The sequence below is a fragment of the Campylobacter sp. BCW_6468 genome (genome assembly GCF_001762865.1).
Classification (GTDB): Bacteria; Campylobacterota; Campylobacteria; order Campylobacterales; family Campylobacteraceae; genus Campylobacter_D; species Campylobacter_D jejuni.
Window position 1 is genome coordinate 129,207 of record NZ_MJXQ01000039.1, and the last position, 15,699, is coordinate 144,905.

At 31.2% G+C, this 15,699-nt stretch carries 18 protein-coding genes and 2 pseudogenes; 16 read left to right on the forward strand and 4 right to left on the reverse strand.

All coding sequences use genetic code 11. The features are described 5' to 3' along the window. The 4 genes and pseudogenes from AJ889_RS09745 to argS form a co-directional block, all read left to right on the forward strand. Nucleotides 1–709, forward strand: a pseudogene (locus tag AJ889_RS09745) (highly acidic protein); the annotation flags it as partial. Then, a complete protein-coding gene (gmk, locus tag AJ889_RS06270) occupies nucleotides 706–1,329 on the forward strand; it encodes a guanylate kinase (RefSeq protein ID WP_002860253.1) in 624 nt (207 codons plus the stop codon). The pseudogene AJ889_RS09745 and the gene gmk, both read left to right, overlap by 4 nt. 1 nt (nucleotide 1,330) lies before the next feature. After that, on the forward strand, nucleotides 1,331–1,570 hold the full coding sequence (locus AJ889_RS06275; RefSeq protein ID WP_002852866.1) for a twin-arginine translocase TatA/TatE family subunit: 240 nt from the start codon (nucleotides 1,331–1,333) through the stop codon (nucleotides 1,568–1,570). An 11-nt stretch (nucleotides 1,571–1,581) separates the two neighbouring features. Continuing rightward, nucleotides 1,582–3,174: an arginine--tRNA ligase gene (gene argS / locus AJ889_RS06280; protein ID WP_002935172.1), complete on the forward strand. Its 1,593-nt coding sequence runs from the start codon at nucleotides 1,582–1,584 to the stop codon at nucleotides 3,172–3,174. Between the two features lie 17 nt (nucleotides 3,175–3,191). On the opposite strand, the gene AJ889_RS06285 is transcribed toward argS, so the two are convergent. Next, on the reverse strand, nucleotides 3,192–3,500 hold the full coding sequence (locus tag AJ889_RS06285) for a multidrug efflux SMR transporter (RefSeq protein WP_002777309.1): 309 nt from the start codon (nucleotides 3,498–3,500) through the stop codon (nucleotides 3,192–3,194). Continuing rightward, nucleotides 3,500–3,841, reverse strand: coding sequence for a multidrug efflux SMR transporter (locus AJ889_RS06290; protein ID WP_032585187.1), 342 nt, complete (start codon nucleotides 3,839–3,841; stop codon nucleotides 3,500–3,502). Before AJ889_RS06290 ends, AJ889_RS06285 begins: the two co-directional genes overlap by 1 nt. 108 nt (nucleotides 3,842–3,949) lie before the next feature. Here AJ889_RS06290 and AJ889_RS06295 point away from each other — a divergent pair, with 108 nt between their 5' ends. The 5 genes from AJ889_RS06295 to AJ889_RS06315 all read left to right on the forward strand — a co-directional run bounded on the left by AJ889_RS06295 (nucleotide 3,950) and on the right by AJ889_RS06315 (nucleotide 7,684). Continuing rightward, nucleotides 3,950–4,657 carry a YebC/PmpR family DNA-binding transcriptional regulator gene (locus AJ889_RS06295; RefSeq protein ID WP_002787769.1) on the forward strand — a complete coding sequence of 236 codons (708 nt, stop codon included), beginning with the start codon at nucleotides 3,950–3,952 and terminating at the stop codon, nucleotides 4,655–4,657. 9 nt (nucleotides 4,658–4,666) lie between these two features. Beyond that, nucleotides 4,667–5,149: a peptidylprolyl isomerase gene (locus AJ889_RS06300; protein ID WP_002822502.1), complete on the forward strand. Its 483-nt coding sequence runs from the start codon at nucleotides 4,667–4,669 to the stop codon at nucleotides 5,147–5,149. Between the two features lie 162 nt (nucleotides 5,150–5,311). Further along, nucleotides 5,312–6,763, forward strand: a complete 1,452-nt coding sequence (locus AJ889_RS06305; RefSeq protein ID WP_070293310.1) for a DUF3373 family protein — start codon at nucleotides 5,312–5,314, stop codon at nucleotides 6,761–6,763. Between the two features lie 10 nt (nucleotides 6,764–6,773). After that, complete coding sequence (locus tag AJ889_RS06310) at nucleotides 6,774–7,001, forward strand: hypothetical protein (RefSeq protein ID WP_002822505.1); 228 nt, start codon at nucleotides 6,774–6,776, stop codon at nucleotides 6,999–7,001. A gap of 80 nt (nucleotides 7,002–7,081) precedes the next feature. Continuing rightward, on the forward strand, nucleotides 7,082–7,684 hold the full coding sequence (locus AJ889_RS06315) for a DedA family protein (RefSeq protein WP_002842592.1): 603 nt from the start codon (nucleotides 7,082–7,084) through the stop codon (nucleotides 7,682–7,684). Here AJ889_RS06315 and AJ889_RS06320 read toward each other — a convergent pair. Further along, the gene (locus tag AJ889_RS06320; protein ID WP_002859260.1) at nucleotides 7,681–8,607 is read right to left on the reverse strand and encodes an L-lactate dehydrogenase; all 927 of its coding nucleotides are present in this window, start codon (nucleotides 8,605–8,607) and stop codon (nucleotides 7,681–7,683) included. The two genes, AJ889_RS06315 and AJ889_RS06320, sit on opposite strands and share 4 nt — an antisense overlap. Before the next feature lie 66 nt (nucleotides 8,608–8,673). Between AJ889_RS06320 and AJ889_RS06325 the strand changes: the two genes are divergently transcribed. The 7 genes and pseudogenes from AJ889_RS06325 (at nucleotide 8,674) to AJ889_RS09750 (ending at nucleotide 14,173) form a co-directional block, all read left to right on the forward strand. After that, complete coding sequence (locus tag AJ889_RS06325) at nucleotides 8,674–9,450, forward strand: threonine/serine exporter ThrE family protein (protein ID WP_002853925.1); 777 nt, start codon at nucleotides 8,674–8,676, stop codon at nucleotides 9,448–9,450. Continuing rightward, complete coding sequence (locus AJ889_RS06330) at nucleotides 9,447–9,941, forward strand: threonine/serine exporter family protein (RefSeq protein ID WP_002831613.1); 495 nt, start codon at nucleotides 9,447–9,449, stop codon at nucleotides 9,939–9,941. Before AJ889_RS06325 ends, AJ889_RS06330 begins: the two co-directional genes overlap by 4 nt. Nucleotides 9,942–10,011: 70 nt before the next feature. After that, on the forward strand, nucleotides 10,012–10,275 hold the full coding sequence (locus AJ889_RS06335) for a zf-TFIIB domain-containing protein (protein ID WP_002831611.1): 264 nt from the start codon (nucleotides 10,012–10,014) through the stop codon (nucleotides 10,273–10,275). Nucleotides 10,276–10,349: 74 nt separating this feature from the next. Next, a complete protein-coding gene (gene czcD, locus AJ889_RS06340) occupies nucleotides 10,350–11,300 on the forward strand; it encodes a CDF family cation-efflux transporter CzcD (RefSeq protein ID WP_002867391.1) in 951 nt (316 codons plus the stop codon). Then, the gene (locus AJ889_RS06345) at nucleotides 11,290–11,484 is read left to right on the forward strand and encodes a heavy-metal-associated domain-containing protein (protein ID WP_002852760.1); all 195 of its coding nucleotides are present in this window, start codon (nucleotides 11,290–11,292) and stop codon (nucleotides 11,482–11,484) included. The genes czcD and AJ889_RS06345 overlap by 11 nt, the downstream gene beginning before the upstream one ends. Further along, nucleotides 11,484–13,583: a copper-translocating P-type ATPase CopA gene (copA, locus tag AJ889_RS06350; RefSeq protein WP_032585179.1), complete on the forward strand. Its 2,100-nt coding sequence runs from the start codon at nucleotides 11,484–11,486 to the stop codon at nucleotides 13,581–13,583. Before AJ889_RS06345 ends, copA begins: the two co-directional genes overlap by 1 nt. Before the next feature lie 101 nt (nucleotides 13,584–13,684). After that, nucleotides 13,685–14,173 (forward strand): annotated as a pseudogene (locus AJ889_RS09750) (DUF2165 family protein). On the opposite strand, the gene AJ889_RS06370 reads toward AJ889_RS09750, so the two are convergent. After that, the gene (locus AJ889_RS06370) at nucleotides 14,170–15,699 is read right to left on the reverse strand and encodes a DNA polymerase III subunit gamma/tau (RefSeq protein WP_032585175.1); all 1,530 of its coding nucleotides are present in this window, start codon (nucleotides 15,697–15,699) and stop codon (nucleotides 14,170–14,172) included. The pseudogene AJ889_RS09750 and the gene AJ889_RS06370 overlap by 4 nt on opposite strands.

Here is a 15,699-nt window from a genome sequence, read left to right on the forward strand (position 1 = left end):
AAGCCAAGAACATACAGCTTTGGATACTGAGCCTAGTTTAGATGAGCTAGATGATAAAAATGATGAAGATTTAGAAGATAATAAAGAATTACAAGCTAATATAAGCGATTTTGATGATCTTCCTGAGGTTGAAGAGCAAGAAAAAGAAATGGATTTTGATGATCTTCCTGAGGATGCTGAATTTTTAGGTCAAGCAAAATATAATGAAGAATCAGAGGAAAATTTAGAGGAGTTTGCTCCTGTTGTGGAAGAAGATGTTCAAGATGAAATAGATGATTTTGCTTCAAATTTGAGTACTCAAGATCAAATCAAAGAAGAACTAGCTCAACTTGATGAGCTTGATTATGGTATTGATAGTGACAATAGTAGCAAGGTCTTAGAAGATTTTAAAGATGAACCAATTTTAGACGATAAAGAATTAGGAACAAATGAAGAGGAAGTGGTTGTGCCAAATTTAAATATAAGTGATTTTGATACATTGAAAGAAAGTGATATACAAGAAGCTCTTGGAGAGGAAATCTTAGAAAAAAATGAAGAGCCTATAGTAAGTGATGTAACTAAAGATGATAATAGCGAAGAGATAGTTAATGAGCTTAGCCAAAGCATAGCAGGAGCGATCACTTCAAGTATTAAAGATGATACCTTAAAAGCTGCTCTTAAGGGTATGAATATGAATATAAATATAAACATTAGTTTTAAAGAGGATTGAAATTGCAAGGTTTTGTTTTGTTGATTTCAGGTCCTAGTGGTGCTGGAAAATCAACTCTTTTAAAAAAACTTTTTGATGAATTTGAAGATGAGCTTTATTTTTCTATTTCTTCAACAACTCGCAAACCAAGAGAGGGTGAAAAAAATGGAATACATTATCATTTTATATCCCATGAAGAATTTCAAAAAGGTATAGATAGTGATCATTTTTTAGAATGGGCTAGAGTGCATGAAAATTTTTATGGTACTTCTTTAAAGCACACTCAAAATGCTTTAGATAATGGAAAAATAGTTGTTTTTGATATTGATGTGCAAGGATTTAAAATAGCCAGAAAAAAAATGGCTGATAAGATTGTTTCTGTTTTTATTACTACAAAAAATAAAGATGAGTTAAAAAAAAGACTTATTAAGCGAAATACTGATACAATAATACAACTAGAAAAAAGATTACAAAACGCTAGTGATGAAATGAAAGAGCTTAGCGAGTATGATTATCTTATCATTAACGATGAGTTAAAGCAAAGTTATGAAGCATTGCGAGCGATTTTAATCGCCCATAAATTTAGAACCAAAGGGCAGAATCTAGGGCAAATTCAAAATATTTGGAATGAAGGAGAATAAAATGGGTGGTTGGTCAAGTCCAAGTCATTGGTTGATTATTTTATTGATTGTTGTATTGCTTTTTGGAGCAAAAAAAATTCCAGAACTTGCAAAGGGTTTAGGTAAAGGTATTAAAACTTTTAAAGATGAAATGAATAATGATGATGAAGTAGCAAAAAATACTCAAAAAATAGAAGAAAATAAAAACACAACTAATAATACAAATGCTGATGCAAGTATAGACGAAACAAAAAAAGCTTAAGGTTTAGTCTTTTGAAAAGTATTATTTTTAATGAAATTAAAAAGATTTTAGAGTGTGATTTTGCACTTGAAAATCCAAAGGATAAAAATTTAGCACATTTTGCTACCCCTTTGGCTTTTTCACTGGCTAAGGAATTAAAAAAATCCCCTATGTTGATCGCTAGCGACTTAGCGAGCAAATTTCAAAATCATGATTGTTTTGAATCAGTTGAAGCTGTAAATGGGTATTTAAATTTTAGAATTTCCAAAACTTTTTTAAATGAACTTGCAAATCAGGCTTTAACAAATCCAAATGATTTTACTAAAGGAGAAAAAAAACAAGAAAGTTTTTTGCTTGAATATGTGAGTGCAAATCCTACTGGGCCTTTACACATAGGACATGCAAGAGGCGCTGTTTTTGGAGACACCTTAACAAGACTTGCAAGACATTTGGGCTATAAATTTAATACAGAATACTATGTCAATGATGCGGGTAATCAAATTTATTTACTAGGGCTTTCTATTTTACTAAGTGTGAAAGAAAGTATACTTCATGAAAATGTTGAATACCCAGAGCAATATTATAAAGGCGAGTATATAGCGGATTTAGCAAAAGAAGCTTTTGAAAAATTTGGTAAAGAATTTTTTAGCGAAGAAAATATCCCTAGTTTGGCTGATTGGGCAAAAGATAAAATGCTTGTTTTGATTAAACAAAATTTAGAACAAGCAAAGATTAAAATTGACAGCTATGTAAGCGAAAGATTGTATTATGATGCTTTAAATGCAACTTTAGAATCTTTAAAAGAGCATAAAGGAATTTACGAGCAAGAAGGTAAAATTTGGCTTGCTTCTTCGCAAAAAGGCGATGAAAAAGATAGGGTAATTATCCGTGAAGATGGACGCGGGACTTATTTGGCAGCAGATATTGTTTATCATAAAGATAAAATGAGTCGTGGTTATGGAAAGTGTATTAATATTTGGGGAGCAGATCATCATGGTTATATCCCTAGAATGAAAGCTGCGATGGAATTTTTGGGATTTGACTCTAATAATCTTGAGATTATTTTAGCACAAATGGTTTCCCTACTTAAAGATGGAGAACCTTATAAAATGAGTAAAAGAGCAGGAAATTTTATCTTGATGAGCGATGTGGTTAATGAGATAGGAAGTGATGCTTTGCGTTATATCTTTTTGAGCAAAAAATGCGATACGCATTTGGAATTTGATATTAGTGATTTGCAAAAAGAAGATAGTTCTAATCCTGTGTATTATATCAACTATGCACACGCTAGAATTCATCAAGTATTTGCTAAAGCTGGTAAAAAAATCGATGATGTAATGAAAGCTGATTTACAAAGTTTAAATCAAGATGGCGTAAATTTGCTTTTTGAAGCTTTGAATTTAAAGGCTGTTTTAAACGATGCTTTTGAGGCTAGAGCTTTGCAAAAAATTCCTGATTATCTTAAAAATTTAGCTGCAAATTTTCATAAATTCTACAATGAAAATAAAGTTGTAGGCTCTGCAAATGAAAATGATTTGCTTAAATTATTTTCTTTGGTTGCTCTTAGTATTAAAACCGCATTTTCTTTAATGGGTATTGAAGCAAAAAACAAAATGGAACATTAAAACCGCATTTTGCTGTTTTAATAGTTTAGTAAAAATACTGCTATTATCACGATAATGATACCTAAAATTCCTATTTTGTTTAATTTTTCTTTATATAAAATCCATCCACCAAGACAAGTTCCTATGATGCCTATAGCACCCCAAGTTGAGTAAGCTATGCTTAAAGGAACATATTTTAAAGAAAAAGAAAGTAGAAAAAAAGCAAGTATAGCATTGACAATCGCAGCTAAGCCCCAAATTTTATTCTTAAAACCATCTGATTTTTTTAGCAATAAATTTGCTACGATATCTAACAATGCCGATAGAACAATAATAAAAATATACATTATTCTTTAACCTCGCCTATATTAATCATGATAATTCCAACGATAGAAAGAACAATGCCTAGAATTTGAGTTAAGGTTAAACTCTCTTTAAAAACTATAAAAGAAACTAAAAGTATAAGAATAATCCCTAAAAGTTCCCATACAGCATAGGCTATACCTACTTGAATTTTTTTAATCGCCTTGCCCATAAAAAAATAAGAAAAAGCTATAAATAAAGCCATAAATATATAGCCTAAAACTTGATTTTCCATTTTTAAAAAACTAGTGCCTAAAACTTCAAATACAATAGCAGCAATCAAGAAAAACCAAGCAACAAAAAGTTCTTTTTTTGCGATATTCAAAAAGCTTCTCCCCAAAAATAAATGGTAAAATCATACCATTTAAAGCTTTAATTAGCCTTTTTAGTTTATACTTTTAAGTTTAAAAATCTTTAAAGAAAGTGAGAATTTATGGGACGAGCGTTTGAATACCGAAGAGCTTCTAAAGAGGCTAGATGGGATAAAATGAGTAAGCTTTTTCCTAAGCTTGCTAAAGCCATACAAGTAGCTGCTAAAGAAGGTGGCACTGATCCTGATATGAATCCAAAATTAAGAAGTGCTATAGCCACAGCAAAAGCAAATAATATGCCAAAAGATAATATAGATGCGGCTATTAAGCGTGCGAGTGGAAAAGATAGCGCAGATATTAAAAACATTCATTATGAAGGAAAAGCTGCACATGGAGCTTTGGTTATAGTTGAATGTATGAGCGATAACCCTACGCGCACCGTGGCTAATGTTAAAGCCATTTTTAGCAAAAATGGTGGAGAAGTTTTACAAAATGGATCTTTAGGCTTTATGTTTACTAGAAAAGCGGTTTTTCATCTTGAAAAATTTGCAGGAGATTTAGAAGAATTAGAACTTGATTTGATCGATGCAGGGCTTGAAGAATTAGAACAAAATGAAGAAGAGTTAGTAATTAGCGGTGATTATACTGCCTTTGGTGAGCTAAGTTCTGCTATAGAGACTAAGGGTTTAGTTCTTAAAAAAGCAGGACTTGAGTATATACCAAACAATCCTGTAAGCTTTAGCGAAGAACAGCTTAGCGATATAGAAAAACTTTTAGATAAGTTAGAAGATGATGATGATGTTCAAGCTGTTTATACAAATATAGATTAAGGAGAAATAATGATAAAAACAATCGACACAAGCAAAGTAAATGAATACAAATTTGCTCTTATAGAAACTGAAAAAGGCACAATGAAATTAAAACTTTTTGGCGATGAGGCTCCGCAAACGGTTTGTAATTTTGCTACTTTGGCTAATGAGGGATTTTATAAAGATTTAAATTTTCATCGTGTGATCCCAAATTTTGTCATACAAGGAGGTTGTCCACACGGCAATGGTGTAGGTGGGCCTGGATATGAAATCATTTGCGAATGTGATGATCAAGAGCATAAACATGAGCGTGGAACCTTATCTATGGCACACGCAGGACGCGATACGGGTGGTTCTCAATTTTTTATTTGTCACAGCCCTCAAGCTCATTTAGATGGGGTTCATACTGTTTTTGGGCAAATTGATCCAAAAGATGAAGAAAGTTTAGAAGTTTTAGACTCTATACGCCAAGGAGATAAAATTTTAGACATAAAAATTTGCGATAAAATTTAAAAATTTAAAATTTTAAAACTTTTTTAAAACTACAATATTTACAAAGCTAGTCATAAGTTTGACTAGCTAAAAATGATTAATGTATAATTTTTTTTAAACTTTTTTTTCTATAATCACAATCTTAATTTGCTAAATGTAACAAAATTACAAGGAGTTATGATTATGAAAACTAAGTTTTCACTTATTTTAAGTGCTTGTCTTCTTTCATCTTCACTTTTTGCTAAAAATACAGATGATGAGATAACCAAGCTTCAAAAACAGCTTGCACAAATTCAAGCTGAACTTGCACAAATCAGAAAAGAAAGGGAAGCTCAAGCTAAGCAAAATGAAGCTGTAAAAGCTGAACTTGCTGATCTTAATGATAGAGCCGATGAAACAGAATTCCAAGCTGCTTTGAGCAAGGTTAAATTTGGACTTGAGTTTTCAACAGCAGTTTCAAATACAAACTATAAAGTTAGCGGACAAGATTATAGTGCTAATAACAAATGGATGAATGAGCTTCATTTAAATATGAATGCTGATATTAATGATAAAACCAAATTCTATGGTCGTTTATCTATGGCTAAAAACTGGTCTCAAATGGGTTGGAGTGGAAGTCCACTTGACTTAGATGCAGGAAGAAACACAAGATCAAGTGGGCCTGTACTTTATGTAGATAGAGCTTATCTTGACTACTATATCACACCTGAGTGGATTGCAACCATAGGAAGACAGCCAGGAACCGATGGTCCGGGAAGTAATCTTAGAAACAATGCTTTAAGACAATCAACTTATCCAGCCTTAGCGATTAATGCTCTAGGTGATGCAGCAGTGATCACTTATAAGCCTGAAAGTTTGCAAGATCATAAGGTAGCTATCCGTGCAGCTTATGGTAAAACCTATCAATGGGATGAAGAAGGCAAGGTAAGAGACTGGATGAGCGATCAAAAAGATGCTGATGCAAATCTTTACTATGCTGCAGTAGAAGGAGAGCTTCCTATAGAAGGTATGGGAGATAATTTAATATTATTTAATATTGCATATTTAAGCGATTTTGCTTTGCCACTTAACAATGGTCCAATTGCTTTACCTGGTGGTACTGGTAGCGGTGCTACTACTATTCTTGATGATGATGGTGTGGTAAATTTAGGAGATTTAACTATAGCAAATCTTCATTTTGAAAATTATAAAGCTTTTGGAACAAATTTTAATTATTTTCTATCTTTAGGTTATTCTCACGGGAACAACAATCAATTAAGTTCGCCATTAAGCACAATTCTTCAGATGCAAGGTTATAATGGCAAGTTTAATGAAGAAGACGGCTATGCTGTACATGTAGGCGGACGCTATGATTTTACCAAAGCTTTAAAAGTAGGGTATGAGTTTTTCTGGGGAAGTAGATACTGGTATACTATGAGCCGTCCAAGTATCAACGATCCACTTAATATAAGAATGACAAGAGGAACAGCACATGATTTTTATGTGATTTATCAACTTGATAGATATCAATTCTTACGCTTAAGCTATACTAATATCCAAAATATTTGGGGTAATCGTGGCTTACCATTTGGTGGAGCGAAAAAAGATAAAGCAAGAGCTGATAATATCATGTTAATGTATAATGTAAAATTCTAAGGAGCAAAAGATGAGAAAAATACTTTTTGCAAGTTTATTACCTATCATTGCTTTGGCTGATTGTGCAAGTTTGATGGCAAAATACGAAGCTCCAGAGCCAGAGTCAAAAACAATGAAACAAGTTGAACGCTGGATTAATAAAAAAGTTAGCGATCCAGCTGATGCTGCTGTTTTAAAAGAGTGTATGATCGCTCGTGCAGCGGACAATCCAAATCAAGTTTCAGTTGCAGGTAAATAAAAAAAGCGGTGTAAAACCGCTTTTTACTGTTTAATTTTTTAAGCTACAATTTTTTAAAATTTTCTTCAAATAAGGCTAACATGCAAGAAATCATTTCTTTTATTGTTGAGACGGCTAGTGCTTGGGGGTATTTGGGTATTATTATCTTAATGACCTTAGAGAGTTGTTTTATACCTTTTCCAAGTGAAGTTGTTATGATACCTGCTGGATATTTGGCACATAAAGGCGAACTTGATATCACTCTTTGTATACTTAGTGGGACTTTAGGTTCTGTTTTAGGGGCTTTGATTAATTATTATATTTGCTTTTTTTGGGGTAAAAATTTTGTATTAAAATGGGGTAAGTATTTTGGTATAAACGAAGCCAAATTTGCTAAATTTGAAGAATTTTTCAACAAACACGGGGAATTTTCAACCTTTACTTGTCGTCTTTTACCAGGGATTCGTCAGTACATCTCTATGCCTGCAGGTTTGGTAAAAATGAAACTTGTAAATTTTATACTTTTTACTGCACTTGGTAGTGCTATTTGGGTGGCTATACTTGTATTTTTGGGTTATTATATAGGACAAAATGAAGAGTTGATTAAAACTTATTTAACTCAAATTTTAATCATTATAATTGTTTTTGTGATTTTAGCAAGTTTAATTTATATCAAAATCAAAAAGCCTTTTAAAAAGGCTTAAATTTTATCTTTTACGCTTTGTATGGCGTTTTTGATTTGTTGTTTTGAATTTTCTAATTTTATTTTTTCTTTTTCATTGAATTTTAATTCAAAAACCTTTTCTATACCATCTTTTCCTATGATAGCGGGCATTGAAAAAGCTATATCATCAAAAACCACACTTACAGGATGTAAACTTTTTCTATCTTCTAGGATGGCTTTGGCCAAATTTACACAAGAAGTTCCTATGCCAAATTCTGTTCTTCCTTTGCGTTCATAGATGAAATATCCCTCGCTAATCACGGCTTTTTCGAGTTCTTGTATGTCTAAATCTTTGCCTAATTTTTGCTTATAAAAATCTAATAAATTTTGTCCTAAAACGCTTGCATTAGAAAGTGCTGCAAACTGAGAATCTCCATGTTCACCAATCATACAAGCAAAAATATCTTTTGAATTTATGTTTAAATCTTTGGCTAAAAATTTCTTAAGTCTTGAACTATCTAAATTTGTTCCACTACCAAAAACATGATTTTTAGGTAATTGGCTTAATACTTGAGTGTAGTAAGTTATGGTGTCATTTGGATTTGTTGCGACAATGTATTTGCCTTTAAAATTAGCATTTTTTAAGGTTAAGACAATGTCTTTAAGTTCGAGGATATTGTTTTGAAGTTCTACTAAGCGACTAGGTAGTTCTTTTAAGCTTTCTTTTCTAAAAGCTAAAATGATAATATCGCAAGAAGCTAAATTTTCTAAATTTGGCACATGAAAAATTTTTGTATAAGAAAAATGAATGGCTGACATATCTTCCAAATCTCTTGCATGAGCTAGAGCTAAATCTTGTTTTATATCATATAAGTAAAGTTCTGAACAAATTCCTTGAGTAACTATGCTATAAGCACTAGCAGCTCCTACATAACCTAAACCAACTATACCGATTTTTGCCATTTTTTCTCCTTATTTATTTTAAAATTTGCTATAATTATAACAAATTCAATCAAAGATTATTAAAATATGGAAAAACCTGATATACAAAGATTAACTAATTTTTTAATCGTATATACTAAAACTTTGCTAGGTGCTGGAACTTATACAGCTAGGGTGGCAAAATGCGTAGGAAGAATAGCTGAGGTTTATGGCTATGAGATAAATATCAATTTCTTTTTTCATCATATTACTTTAAATGTTGTAGATATGGATGATAACTCCATTCAAAGAACTTATGTTATACCCAATCATCATGCCCATGTTAATTTTAAGCTTATTTTTGATTTAAGTGCTTTAAGCTGGGCTATATATGATCACAAATACGATCTTGAAAAAGCAAAAGTCGTTTTTGAGCAAATTTCTCAACAAAAAAAGCATTCTTATTTGCTTAATCTTTTATTTGTTTCTATGGCAAATTCAGCTTTTTGTAGGCTTTTTGGTGGTGATTTTGGTGCTGGAAATTTAGTATTTTTTGCAACTTTTGTGGGATTGTTGTTAAGATATATTTTAACTAAAGCAAAGATTGATTTAAGAATTCAATACATCCTTTGTTCTTTTATCTCATCGTGGTTTGTATTTTTTGGACTGGATATGGGATATACCAATACTTCTGATGTGGCTTTGGGTTCTAGTATCTTGTATCTTATACCAGGAGTATTTTTTATAAATTCTGTGATTGATATATTAAAAGATCATATTTTAATGGGGCTTAGCCGTATTATCAGCGTGGCTATTTTGATTTGTTGTATAGCACTTGGAATTTACATGACGCTTAGTATTTCGGATTTTGGGATTTTAAGATGATTGAATTTATTTTAAGAGATATGTTTTTTGCTGCTGTGGCGGGATTTGGGTTTGCTTATGCTTGTAATCCACCTTTAAAAACCCTTATTTTATCTGCTCTTTTAGCGGCAATTGCACATGGGCTTCGTTTTACCTTGGTGGAATATTTTCATTTTCAAACTTTAGCAATTGCAACTTTTGTTGCTTCATTTTGCATAGGATGTTTAGGAATTGTTTTAGCAAAAATCATCAAAACTCCTGCTGAAATTATCGCTTTCCCTGCTCTTATTCCTATGATACCTGGAATTTATGCTTATAAAGCGATTTTGTATCTTATTTCTTTTATACGCAGTGATGATTTGAAGGCTAAGTCTGAATTTTTGGTTCAATTTTTTGATTATTTTTTTACAACTGTTTCTGTGACTTTGGCTCTAGCTATAGGAGTGAGTGTTACCTTGCTTATATTTTTTGAACAAAGTTTTATGATGACTAGACATGCAAAAAAACATTAAAACTTGTTGTAAATTTGTTTAATATTTCTTTTTATAATTTTAAATCAAAAATTTAAAAAAAAGGTATTGTATGTTATGTCCAGTTTGTAATGTAGATTTGGTTATGAGTGATAGGAGTGGAGTTGAGATTGATTATTGTCCAAAGTGTCGTGGCGTTTGGCTTGATCGTGGAGAACTTGACAAAATCATAGAACGCAGTGTCCCTAATACAGCAAATTTTAACCAAGCTCCAAGACAAGAGTCAAGATATAATGACTCAGCTTATCATCAGCACAATGATTACTATAAAAAGAAAAAGAAAGAAAGTTGGCTAGGCGAGCTTTTTGACTTTTAATTTTTATAAAAATAACAAATATTTATATCCTTTTTAGCTTAATATCTTAAAATGTCAAGCAAAAAGGATATAAGATGTATAAATTTTTATCACACGAGCCTTTAGCTAACAAATCTTGTCATCATAATCACGAAGAACATTCTCATGAACATCATCATTCCCATGCTGATGCAAGGAGTGTGGATAAAAAGATTTTAAAAATTTCTCTTTTAATGACTTTTTCTATGATGCTTGTGCAATTTATTTATTCAATCCTTTCAAATTCTTTAGCACTTTTAAGCGATACTTTGCATATGTTTTCTGATGTTTTTGCCTTAGCTCTTAGTTTTTTAGCCATTATAGCTGTAGAAAAATGGCAAGATCATCAAAAGACCTTTGGGTATTTTCGTCTTGAAGTTTTAGTGGCTTTTATCAATGCTCTAACCATTATTTTATCGGCTTTATTTATCATTTATGAAGCTATAGAAAAATTTATTAATCCAAAAGAAATTGACGCTAAAACCATGATAATTGTAGCTATTTTAGGCTTTTTGGTAAATGGGATTAATGCTTTGATGATGTTTAAGGGTGCAAATTTAGAAAATGTCAATATGAAGTCTGCTTTTTTGCATATGATGAGTGATTTATTAGGTTCTTTAGCGGTTATTATAGGTGGGATCGTGGTGTATTTTAGCGGTATTGTTTATATAGATACGATTTTAGCTATTGTATTATCAATCTTGCTTTTAAGATGGGCGATTATCTTGCTTAAACAAAGCGCTAATGTCTTGCTTGAAAGTTCTCCTGTGGATATAGAAAAAGTAAGACAAGTTTTGCTTTTAAATCCTAGTGTGGATGAGGTAGTGGATTTGCATATTACTCAAATCACTAATAAAATGCTAGTAGCCTCTATGCATTTAAAAGTAAGAGTTTGCAATCTAAAGGAATTTGAAAAACTATCTCAGGATTTATCTCATAAGTTATTGCATGAATTTGAAATCGGGCACATTACCATACAACCTATAAGGAGTGAAAATGAAATTTAAAGTAAAAAATGTTAATTGCATGAATTGTGTAAATTTGATCAAAAATTCTCTTGAAGATGAATTTGGAAATATAGAAGTGGATTTGGAGCAAAAAATTTTAAGTTTAAATTTAGAAGAAAATCAAGTATCAAATTTTACAAAAGAATTTCAAGATTTAGGTTTTGAGATCGTAGAGCGTTTATAATGGAAGAATTGCGTATAAAAATAGGCAAAATGACTTGCGTTAATTGTTCTAACGCTATAGAAAGAGCTTGTAAAAAAATTGATGGTGTTAAAGATGCTAGTGTTTCTTATGTGAATTCTAGCGGGGTTTTTTTACTTAAAGATCAAGAAAAACGCAAGGATATCATCGCAAAAATTCAAAATTTAGGCTTTGAAATTTTAGAAGATGAACAAAGCTTGAACGCATACAAGGCAAAAAAACACTTAGAATTAAGAAAAAATTTGCTCTTAAGTATAGTTTTGAGTGTGATTATTATGTATTTTGAAATGTTTGTTAAAAGTTCTTTTTCTCAAAATATCCAAATGGCTTTGAGTTTTTTTGGGATATTTTATTGTGGGAGAGACTTTTTTTCTCATGCTTTTTTAGGACTTAAAAGTAAAAATTTAGATATGAATACCCTTGTAGCTTTGGGGACTTTGAGTGCTTTTGTGTATTCTTTTTTGGTGTATTTGCAAATTTTCAAAGAAGAAGATTTGTATTTTAGTGGTGCAATGATGATTATTTCCTTTGTGCTTTTAGGAAAATATCTTGAAAGTAAGGCTAAATTTAAGGCACAAGATTATCAAAGAATTTTAGAAAATATAGACACAAAAAAGACAAAAATTTTGCTTGAAGATGAAAGTATCAAAGAAATTTCAAGTTCTTTTGTCAAAAGTGGCGATGTACTTTTGGTAAAAGAAGGAGAAAGTATTGTTGCAGATGGAGTAGTGCTTTTAGGGAGTGCAGAGCTTGATATGAGTTTTTTAAATGGGGAGTTTTTGCCTGTTTTAAAAAAAGAAGGCGATGAAGTTCAAGCAGGAGCAGTAGTTTTAAATGGTGCTTTAAGGATCAAAGCAAACAAAAAGGCCATGGATAGTACTTTAGAACAAATCAAAAATCTAGTTTTTGAAGCAGGAAGTATCAAAAGTCCTTTGGCAAATTTAGCAGATCAAATTTCTAAATACTTTGTAGGGGGTATAATATTTTTTGCTTTTTTAGTTTTTGTTTTTTGGGTGCTAAAAGCAGATTTAAATACAGCTTTTTTACACTCTTGTGCTGTGCTTTTGATCTCTTGTCCTTGTGCTTTAGGTCTTGCAACGCCTATAGCTTTGGTTGTGGCAAGTGCAAATGCGGCAAAAAATTTCATTCTTATTAAAAATCCTGCTGCTTTAGAAAAATTAGCCTTAGTTAAGTATGCTTTTTTTGATAAAACGGGTACATTAACAAAGGAAAATTTGAGTATTTTTAAACACAATCTTTCTAAAGATGATTTTGATAAATTATGTCAAATTGAAAGTTTAAGCTCTCATCCTATAGCTAAGGCTTTACATAAAGATCATTTTTTTGATTTAAAGGGTGAGGGAAGAGTGATTGTGGGTTCTGGTATAAAATACAAAGAAGATAATGATAATTATCTCGTAGGCAATGCACAGTTTTTGCACGAAAATGAAATTGACACAAAAGAAAGTGATATCTTTTTTGATACTTTTAAAGAATATGTTAGGGTGTATTTTGCTAAGAATAAAAAGTGTTTAGGCGGTGTTTTGTTAAGCAATGCTTTAAAAGATGGAGCCAAAGAGCTTGTGTTAAATTTAAAAAAGCAAAATCTTAAAACTTTTATTTTAAGCGGCGATCATGTAAAAAATGTAGAAAAAATAGCCAAAGAATTACAAATAGACGAATTTCACACTCAGCTTAAGAGTGAAGAAAAACTACAAATCATTCAAAAATTTAAAAAAACTCTTTTTGTAGGAGATGGGATCAATGATGCGGCGGCTTTATCTGCTGCAAGTGTGAGTATGAGTTTTTCAAAGGCAAATGAACTTGCTAAAAAAACAGGAGATTTTATCTTGATAAAAGATGATTTATCAGCGATTTTTAAATGTTTTAAACTTGCTAAAAAAACACGCGGTATTATTAAGCTAAATCTTTTTTGGGCTTTTATTTATAATGTACTTTGCATTCCTATCGCGGCAGGATTTATACCTTTTATCTCTTTAAGTCCTCATATAGCAGCACTTGCAATGTGTTTTAGTTCTATTACTGTAGTGCTTAATTCTTTAAGACTTAAAAGAATTTAAAAATTTAATTTTTATTAATAATATATTATATATAATTAATATTACTAAAATATATTATTAAAAGAGTATAAATGCAACAAAAATGTTTTTGCATAAGCAACATGATTAGATTTTCAAAAATTATTATTTTGCTTACCGTTGTATCGTTAGCAGGTATAGTGGTTTTTGGAAATGTGACAGATTACAATTCTAATTTCCAATTTGTTTCGCATGTGATGAGTATGGATATAAAGCCTGATTTATTTAGGTAATGCTGTAGTTTATATGGCTATTACTTCTCCCGTGATTTATCATATAGGCTATATAGCAATTATTCTTTTTGAAACTTTTATTGCCTTAACAGCTCTAAAAAAGGTGCTTATGATATGTTTAAAGCTAGAAATTTAGATGCTCAAAGCTTTCATAATGCTAAGATTTTTTGGGATTATTTCTTTAACTTGTGTATTTTATGGTTTTTTGCCTTCCAAGTAGTTGTTGCAGAATGGTTTGGAATGTGGATGAGTAAGGTTTGGAAAGGTTTACCTGATACTACAAGATTGGTAACTTATATGTTTTTGGCTTTGATTTTCATCTCTCTTAAAAATGATTAATTTTCTATACTAGGCTCTCCAAAACAATCTTTAAGAGCCTCTTTAAGATCTTCTTGTGGGTCAAATTTTTTGGCCCCTTCTTTAAGCATATTAATAGAACTTTGAATATCTATGTTTTTATTTTCATTGTTTGGTAATTCTTGAGTTAAGGATTGAAGCTTATTTTCATCAATTGTTAGTACTTTTTGCACATTAATTTTAGCATTTTCCCCAAATTTAGCCTTAAAAAGTTCTTGTATGAGTTTAAAACCTTTATTGAGTGTATCGCGATTTTGTCCTTGTGCGTTTGAGTTTATATTTAAAGTATTGTTTTCAAAACTAATAAAATTTGTACTTTGTTTAAAGCATTCTGCAAGATCAAAATCCCTATCATAAATACTATCAAGTAAGATTTCATAAGCATTTTTTTCTGTTTTTTTCTCAAGATGAGGTATGATAGGAGAAGCTGTGATCCTAGGTATAATATTTGTTGTATTTTCTTGTTTGATTGCTTGGATTTGTGCGTCAATTTCTTTTAAATGACTTGCTTCCATCATCATAAAAGCCATAACACAAAGCGTAAAGCCATCATCATCGCAAAGCATATTCTTAGCTTTTGATAAAATACGGAAAAATCTTTCATAAATTAAAGTAGAAAATTCTGTACTTTTTGCAAAAAAACTTTCTTTTAAATAAAAAAGCATTTCATCAATCACGCTTGAGGCTTCATAATCTTGTAATTCCTCTAAATACGCAAAAACTTTTTCCTTGTCTTTTGTTAAGATAGCCTGATAAAAGGCTTTGATTTTTTGAGGATCTAAAAAGCCTAACATATCTGTAATTTTACTAATACTGATTTCATTTTGACAAAAAATAATAGCTTGGTCAAGCAAGGTTAAAGTATCTCTTAAAGATCCATTGCCGCTTCTTGCTATAAATTTTAAAGCTTCTTCTTCAAATTTAACATTTTCTTTAAGTAAAATTTCTTTAAGATGATTTAAAATTTCACTCTGCGGAATTTGTTTAAAGCGAAAATGTTGCGTTCTTGAAAGCACGGTAGCTGGGAGTTTTAAAGGATCAGTGGTTGCAAGTATAAATTTAACATAACTTGGGGGTTCTTCTAAGGTTTTTAAAAGTGCATTTGCAGCCTGTGGGGTAAGCATATGTACTTCATCAATGATGAAAATTTTAAATCTTGCCATAGAAGGGGTGTATTTGGTTTGTTCAATTAAGGCTTGTATATCTTCAAGCCCACGGTTGCTTGCAGCATCCATTTCTATAATGTCTATGTGTTTGCCTTCAAGTGCTGCAAGACAGTGTTTGCAAGTGCCACATGGAGTATCACTTGGTCCTTGTTCGCAAACTAAAGCACGAGAAAAAATTCTAGCACTTGAAGTTTTTCCACTTCCTCTAAGTCCTGAAAAAAGATAAGCATGAGCTAAGCGATTATGATTTAGGGCGTATTTTAAACTTACGCTAACTGTCTTTTGTCCTATGAGTTCATCAAAGGTTTTTGGTCTGTATTTAATCGCTAAAGCTTGAAGCAT